The sequence below is a fragment of the Sphingobacterium sp. UBA7253 genome (assembly GCF_002472745.1).
Lineage (GTDB): Bacteria > Bacteroidota > Bacteroidia > Sphingobacteriales > Sphingobacteriaceae > Sphingobacterium > Sphingobacterium siyangense.
Genome location: NZ_DKSP01000198.1, coordinates 1 through 8,345, shown reverse-complemented (window position 1 = coordinate 8,345; position 8,345 = coordinate 1). Strand labels below are relative to the sequence as shown.

At 39.7% G+C, this 8,345-nt stretch carries 4 protein-coding genes; all 4 read right to left on the bottom strand.

Translation table 11 applies throughout. The annotated features are described in order from the left end of the window. Window positions 1-651 (bottom strand): DUF4973 domain-containing protein (locus B2X72_RS19800; protein ID WP_286851203.1); only part of this gene is annotated, 651 nt, incomplete at its 3' end. 15 nt (window positions 652-666) lie between these two features. Then, window positions 667-2,724 carry a RagB/SusD family nutrient uptake outer membrane protein gene (locus tag B2X72_RS19795; protein ID WP_088159785.1) on the bottom strand — a complete coding sequence of 686 codons (2,058 nt, stop codon included), beginning with the start codon at window positions 2,722-2,724 and terminating at the stop codon, window positions 667-669. A 12-nt stretch (window positions 2,725-2,736) separates the two neighbouring features. Then, complete coding sequence (locus B2X72_RS19790) at window positions 2,737-5,820, bottom strand: SusC/RagA family TonB-linked outer membrane protein (RefSeq protein WP_232475648.1); 3,084 nt, start codon at window positions 5,818-5,820, stop codon at window positions 2,737-2,739. Window positions 5,821-5,831: 11 nt separating this feature from the next. Then, window positions 5,832-7,283, bottom strand: a complete 1,452-nt coding sequence (locus B2X72_RS19785; protein WP_198386007.1) for an IPT/TIG domain-containing protein — start codon at window positions 7,281-7,283, stop codon at window positions 5,832-5,834. Window positions 7,284-8,345 lie beyond the last annotated feature (1,062 nt).

Genomic DNA, 8,345 nt, shown 5'->3' with positions numbered 1-8,345 from the left:
ATAAAAGAAAACTGTATTTTCATCAACTACATAACTTCTTATTTGGCTCTTGACAATCGGGGTCTCACTTTCATGCCCATCCATCACAACTTTTAAGGCTGTGCCGCTGTAAGTTCCTGAATAATTATTGAAAGGATTTATACGCAGCAATGCTTTCTTATAATATTTTCGAGGGTTTATTTTGTATTTAGCAGCGGGATCCTCCAAAATCGTCAATGGAAGCACCCATTTTTCGGCCATATCAATTCCTTTTAACGAAAAATCGATAGCCATTAACGCGGTGTTCTCCCCCGACTTTATATTTACGGTCTCAGGGATAGAAAAATACGTATTATTCAACTGCTTGTAATAGAAATCTTCTCTGGTCTGAAAACGTTCATAATTCAATATGCCCAATGTATCGGAATCCACCGCAACACCTACTGAAAGATCCGTATTATTTGTGGTCGATCCACTCACTTCCAACGGCTGTAGAAATGTAGTTTTTTGCCCCTCTTTATAACGGACATAAATATTTGCGACACCCTCATTTTCCAGAGGGGCTTTAAATGAAACGTAATGTTCAAATTGTTCCTCTTTCCATTCATCGTTGCATGCATAGCATGCACATAATACCATCAGGAAAAAAAGCTGTATAGATGACTTTTTCATAAATTGCATAGTTGATTAATCATTATAAGTCCAACCAGGGTTTTGTGTTAAATTCTTATTGCGTTTGAGCTCTGTATGACTAATTGGCCAAAACCACATTTTATCCGCGAAGGTCGTTTTCAATGTCCAGATCGCAACAGGTTGATAAAAAAGATCACGTTCCTTTTCATTCATCAAGACGTTACAGCCATAAACCGGCAAAGCTTCTTCAACGGGAGCATCCATCCAACGACGTAAATCATAATAACGTTGTCCCTCACCCATCAGCTCTATAAAACGTTCACGCTTTATTGTATTACGCAATTCATTCTTATTTCCATATACACTCGCCGAAAAATCAGGAACTCCACCTCTGATGCGAACAGGCTGAATACCTTTTTTAATTTCAGCTACATCACGGCTTATCGTATAACTTCCTCCACGCCAAGATGGAATCGTAAAAGAACCACTTAATTCATTTAATGCTTCGGCATACATCAGTAATATATCGGCATAACGGATCGCGGGTTCTGCCTTTGGAACGATACGCGATCCAACACCACCTTCATAGGTATCACTTGGGTGAACAAACTTTTTAACACCAAAACCTGTACGCAACCAATAACCATTAGCAGAGTTAAAGCCATTTCCTTTTGGATCAGCACTGTAATAAAAAATTTGTTTGTTACGATTTTCTTCCTTGGTTTCATTCAACAAAGTCCAAAAACTACCGCTGTACGAAACAGAAGCATAAAACCTCGGCTCACGATTTGCGTATTGTAAAGAAACACCTGGGCGCAATGGTCTATATTTTTTTGCATTATAATCGTCTTGGGTAACATATCCTGTACTTCTATTAGAGCCATTTCCACGCCCTATTTCTTTATCCTTACCCGGGACATCTGTTCCATCATTCATATAATAGGCATCGACAAGTTTCTGTGTTAGCCCCTGGGTATTCCATCCTGTTGCAGAACGAGGTAGTTGATGGATCACCATTTGGTCAATTCCTTCATTGGGTTGATTTTTGCCACGTGTAAAGATTAATTCTGGATTACCCGATGCCGATAATGTGCCATCAAATACTTGTGCATATGATTTCGTGGGATCAATATTTGCCCACCCTTCGGGCCAACTTTTGTCTGAAAAATTATGATCTTCAGGAGGTTTAACTGTCGCATCATCTCCCGTTTCCTGAAAGGGCGCTGTATAAAGTTTGTATAGCCCCAGTTCGATCACATCTCGTGCGGCTGCTGCAGCTTTTGCCCATTTTTCTTCCTTAAATTCTGCTGAAAGCAATCGCTTACCTTGTTTATCCACCAAAAGTGCCGCATAGCCGGAATTATTACCATTCGCCAATGGACTTGCGGCATAGAGTAACACTTTAGCACGTGTAGCCAAAGCCGCGCCAACAGTTGGTCTTGCCGAACCGTCCTGCCCACGTTTCATCCCTAAAGATTCCATTTCTTTAGCAGCTTGTAACAATTCATCGCTGATATAGGTTGCACATTCCTCATAAGTACTTCGCGGAATAGCCAGATCATCATAGCTATCGGTATAATCCAAACCTTCGTCCGGTAATAATGGCACCGGGCCATATTTACGGAGCAATAACCAGTAAAGATAAGCCCTTCCAAAACGTGCCTGCCCCCTATAATCGGAGATCTCAGCTGCAGACATTTCGTTATTCATATAAATATTCTGAATAAAGGTCGAAGCATTGCGAATCCCGCGATAAGATTGTGTCCAGGTTCCTTGCTTATCATTTTCGGTGTACTGCCCCATTTTAAACATGTTGTAGGACAATTCATTTTTCGAAGGGTCATAATCCCGATCCCGGTCACCAAAGTACATGTCATCCGCGAAACAATGTGGAGTATTTCCCTTACTCGCAACATCGGCATTTTCGCCCCTGAATTCTTCAAATACATGTGCAAGCCATTCTTCAGAATAGAGTTTACTTTTAAACGTTTTCTCTATGTTGAGTCGATCCTTAAAATATTGATCGGACTTTAAATAATCCTTTTTGCATGACGAGACAACACTTGCGCTAAATACGAGCATCATCGCAATATATAGATTCTTTCTTTGCATCTTTTTTAAATTTTATAGATTGACATTGATGCCAAATGTAAACGATTTAGGTAACGGATAATCCTCTCCTCTTGGTGTCGCTAACTCGGGATCCCAAAGCTTGAATTTTGACCAGGTCAATAAATTCGAGCCCGTAAAAAAAACACGAACGCTATTAGTCTTAATTCGATTGGTCAGTGCTTTTGGCAAGGTATAACCAATATCGAGCGTTTTCAAGCGAACATATTGACCATTTTTTAACCAAAAAGTCGACTCTCTAAAATTATTGGGATTCGCACCATAACTCAATCTTGGATAAGAGGCATTGGGATTTTCTGTTGATGGGTCACCAGATAGGTCTGCCGATATCCAACGGTTATCGCCCATCACACCTTTCAGCACCTGCCCCCATTCTCCCTCACTAAAGGCATATACAGTTTTTCCATAGGTGAAAAAAGTTGATTTCCCCGCTCCTTGAAAATGGACGCTAAAATCTAAACTTTTCCAACTCGCTGACAATCCTACGCCATAAATCAAATTGGGACGTCTCGTTGCGCCAATCGCAACACGATCGCCATCATCTATAATACCGTCACCGTTGACATCTTTATATTTGATATCTCCGGGCTGGTAATTTCCGAATACCTGTTTTGGGCTATTCCGTATATCATCATAGTCCTTAAATAAGCCTAACGCAATAAGTCCTTTTGCTTGGTCAACGCGGTATCCCTTTTGATTTTGGTAGCCATACACATTATTTTCTTCATCAATCTCAGTGATTTCGTTCTTACTATACGTAATATTACTTCTGGCCGTTAAATTTACTTCCCCCAACTTTTGTTTGTATTCTAAACGACCATCAAAACCATTGGATTTCACCGCTCCCACGTTAGCACTTGGTACAGATTCTAGTCCAACCATACCAGGTAGAAAATTACGGGCCATATAAATCCCGGTACGCTGCTCATTGAAGAAATCCAAGTTGGCAATAATCTTATCTTTAAAGAGCGCCAAATCAAATCCCAAGTTCCTTTTTGTGGCCATTTCCCAAGTCACATTAGGGGATGCCACCTGACTATATTTCATAGCTACATACGGGCGTTCAAATCCATAATCAGCCCAGTCATAACCTCCATCTACTTGCGAGATGGTCGATAAATAAGGGAAGCGCACACCGCCAGCCAATTGATCATTACCCACTCTTCCCCAAGAATAGCGCACTTTGAACATATTCATCCAGGAGATATTTTCCTTTACAAAAGGTTCTTCGCCGATATTCCATGCTGCTGAAACAGCCGGGAAAAAGCCATATTGTTTACCTGGAGCAAAGTTTTCTGACCCGTTATACCCAAAGTTAAAATCAGCAATATAGCGTGATTTCCAATTATAAGTCAGACGTCCAGCTAACCCTTGATTTCTTTTTGCGATTCCATTTTTAATATCATCACCAAGATCAACTGTACGAACAAGCGCATCACGCGTAAAGCGAGCAACTGCACCAATGTTATGATCACCAATACTACGATCATAATTGAACATCATATCATAAAACTCGCGACGCTCACCACTAGCACTACTTGCCTGATACAGTTCGTGCGGATCAGAAATATGCGTAAATATCAAATTGCCATTTTCATCTCGTGCACGTTCGGCCCGCCACTGTTCCGGCCATTTGCGCCGTTGAATATTATTGTCATTATTTGTATCGTAGCCCAAAATTCCTCTAAACCGTAATCCCTTGGTAATAAAGTCAAAATTTTGCTCAATAGAAATATTTGTCTGTATCTTATTTTGCCAGGTTTCATTGTATCCAGTCTGTGTAGCAACTACCCAAGGATTAGTTTGATTTCCAGCTCCAATAGCAGGAACGTAACCATTCGAATACAATACTGGCGTACGAATTGGCGAATAACCAAAGAGCACACCCCAAAAGTCATCGTCTCCTAAGCCGGGGCTATTTCTTTTATTAAGGGAGCCCGCAACGCCAATTTTCAGCACAGTGCTTTTGGTCACGTTAATATCGGTGTTTAAGCGGTAGTTATATCTTTTGTAATTTGCATTTGTACTGTAATCGTTGCGCAAAGTTTCATCCGTTTTATACATCCCTCCCTCATTAATGTAGCTTCCTGACAAAAAATAACGAGCAGTCGACCCACCACCAGTCATATTTAGATTGGCCCGATAAGTCATCGCTCCATCTTTTAGCAATAGATCTTTCCAGTTGACATTTGGATATAAATCGGGGTCCAAGCCCAAGCGTAGGATTTCAAGCTCCTCTGGCTGATAAATAGGTTCAAAATTCCGTGTAATACGCGCTTCATTTAGGAGATTTGCGTAGGTAATACCATCTTCAAACTCAGGTGTAATAGTCCGGGTATTGTAGATATTTTCATCTTTAAAATTGATACTGATCTTACCATCTTTACCCCGCTTTGTGGTAATTAATATAACACCGTTTGCTCCTTTTGAACCGTAGATCGCAGTTACAGCTGCATCTTTAAGAATATTGATCGTCTCAATATCTTCAATATTGATATCGTTTATGTCACGCTCAATATTATCGACCAAGATAAGAGCCGACGCTCCGCCACCGAAGGTAGAAATACCTCTGATCCAGAACTCTGTAATATTTTTTCCAGGCTGCCCCGACTGCATCATCCCCAGCACACCAGGAGCATTCCCGATCAAGGCATTACTTATACTTGACGTTGGATTCTTTGTCATCGTGTTTAGATCCACACTACTCGTTGCAGCGGTCGATGTCAACTTCTTCTGTGTACCCGTACCAGTAACTACGACTTCTTCGAGCACACTAGTCTCAGATTCTTTCAATGTCACATTAACAGCATGCGTATCCTTGATTAGTACTTCTTGTTTCTGATACCCCACAGATGAGAATACAAGCGTCTTATAACGCTCAACTTTAATTTTATAATTTCCTTTATTATCGGTCGTAGTTCCCAACCCAGGCGCATCCTTAACTGAGATGCTGACACCAACTATTGGTGCTTTCTGGCCATCAACAACTACACCCGTTACTTCAAGAATATCCTGCGCCAACACACCAAAGGTCACACAGAGAAGCAACATACATGTTAACAATATTTTATTTATCATTTTATCACAGGTTAATTTTGGTTACTTTCATCCATTTCTTCCAACGCAATCTTGCGAATCCGGCGATTTTCTCGGTCTCCTATATAAAAGGCCCCTTCTTGCTCATTATATGCTATACCTGATGGACGATCAAAACGAGCATCATCACGCAAATCACCATTAACATATCCATACGGATTACTATTGAGACTTGAGCTTCCGCGACCAGCGAAGGTGGTTACAGCCCCTTCAGGCGTAAGCACACGAATCGCATGATTATTAAGATCTGTAAAATAAAAATCATAAGGGTCCGGCTTGCCTGCTTCCACATAGGCTTGATTTTTAACAAAAACGCCTTGATAAGGTTGATTGACACGAGCAGAGGAACCCACACCATCTTTGTATCCCGATTCCCTTACTTTTCCACAAACAAGATAAGGCTGGTTAAAACGTTTCTTTTCCCAGTTGTAATCGGCACGCATAATATAGCCTTGGTTAATGACCAAAATATAGGCGTAATTTCCACTGGGATGAATTAATGCCCGATATTCCCATTCCGGATCCTGGATTACATATAATTGCTCTGCTTTAGTCGTTTTATCAACAAAGTATTGATTCAGATCAAAACGAAAAAATTCGCCTTTCGCATAGCTATTAAAATACATTTCACCATTGACAGGGTGGATAGACGCCCCATTACATTGTTTACTTCTTGTCAAGACTTCTTTATCCAGGAAATTTCTTGCACGCGAAAATAACAGAGTAGATTCATCATTCTCTCCGCCACGATCCTGAGCCACAATCATATAATTACCATCCATAGAGAAGTCGACACTACGCGGGCGATCAAAATCCGAACGTTTTTTTGTTATGGTACTATCCTCAAAATTGATAAGATATAGACCATTATTGTTATCGAATGTCATCCAAAGATGCTTTGGATTTAGGGGATCAAACTTCATAAAAGAAGAAAGCCAAAAGCCGCTTGCCATCTGATTCTGATCCGCGTCTTTAAACTTCCCGTCTTTCCAAGGTTCATCACCACGTGCGTTTCGATACCCCGCTAGAGTCGATACAACAAGTTTACGCTGATAGTCAAAATTTGCGGATGCCTTTCCGACGACGGGCTTTTCCTCTCCTCCAACGCGCACTTCAATGTCACCTTTGAAAGCCTGCTTCGGTACGAGACAATAGAGTGATTCACCCAAAGCATTAATGACTACAGCTTTTTTCCCGCCAATAAAAACATTTACATTTTTTGGATCGTTTCCAAAGTTTTTTCCATAGATCACAAGTCGTTGTCCCATACCTCCTGATTTGGGAGCGAAGTCCGAAACAACAACAGGTTGCGAAGGATCAAAGGGCACACCTTCTGAAATACTGCCAAGATTGTCATTCTTGCAGCTTCCAAAGCCCAAAAAAAGCACCATAATGGGCCAAATCATCCGATTTAGAAACCAACTATTAGTCGCTATTTGTTTCATTCTCATAAGGTTTTTTTAATTGGTTAGAATTTTATTTGAACAACTTTACTATATCACGGTCAACGAATCCCAGATTCACCGATTTTGCGATATATCCATTAAAATTTCATTAACATCACTGATAGTTATAGGATAATTTTAGGACGAACGGATTGAGGCCCGCCCTATTATTAGGCGAACGCTTAGTTTTAATTTCCACATAATTGGTTACTTTTATATAAAGCTAAATGGTATTAGCTATCTTAAGCTAAAAAAAGACTTTCTGACAATCGATTCAAAGTCTTCCGGTTTTTAAAATTACTTTTCTACTTATTTTTCTATTTTAAACTCACAATAGCTATCGACCTTAACGGTTCTCATTCCCCGTGCTCTACACTATTTTTTCTTCACGAAGAAAATGGACGAATGATTTCTGATTTAACTTTCTAAATGCTTCTCTAAGGTTTTCTTTCTATAATTGATTACTCAAATTTAGGGATTGTAAAGATTCTGATACTATAGAATTATCTCAATAAACTGCTTATTTGTATCACAGCAAATAAAGATGACCACATACTTGCGTACACACCACTTCTTGGATATTATTTTGAAAAAAGGTTGGCATGTGAAAAGCATTTTGCTTTGGCTGACTGGAGAATTAGCCCGCTATTCGGAGATCTTATGGATCAAGCTGTATCATTTGCTGCTCGCTTGGGTTCAAACAAAAAAACCTGCAAAAATATTTGCAGGTTTTATCTTTTGTAGCCCGTAGGGGAATCGAAATCTACCTACATCAATCTATTTATCAGTAAATTACAAGCCTACATTTCCCCTGCTCACCGAATAACTCACTGGTTTGACATACGTTTTAACTGCAAGTGCTCATAAACTAATTTATAGTTTTATAATGAACTTTCAAAATCATTTAACACTAGCAAGCTAATAGATCATTTGTTTTACATAAAATTTTCCTTTAAACCCGCGAACCAAATAATATTCTAGTGCAAAATTTTCTGACTTAGTAATTGACATTATATATTTAAACACATCTGTCCTAAATAAATTTTAGGATTGGATTTCTGT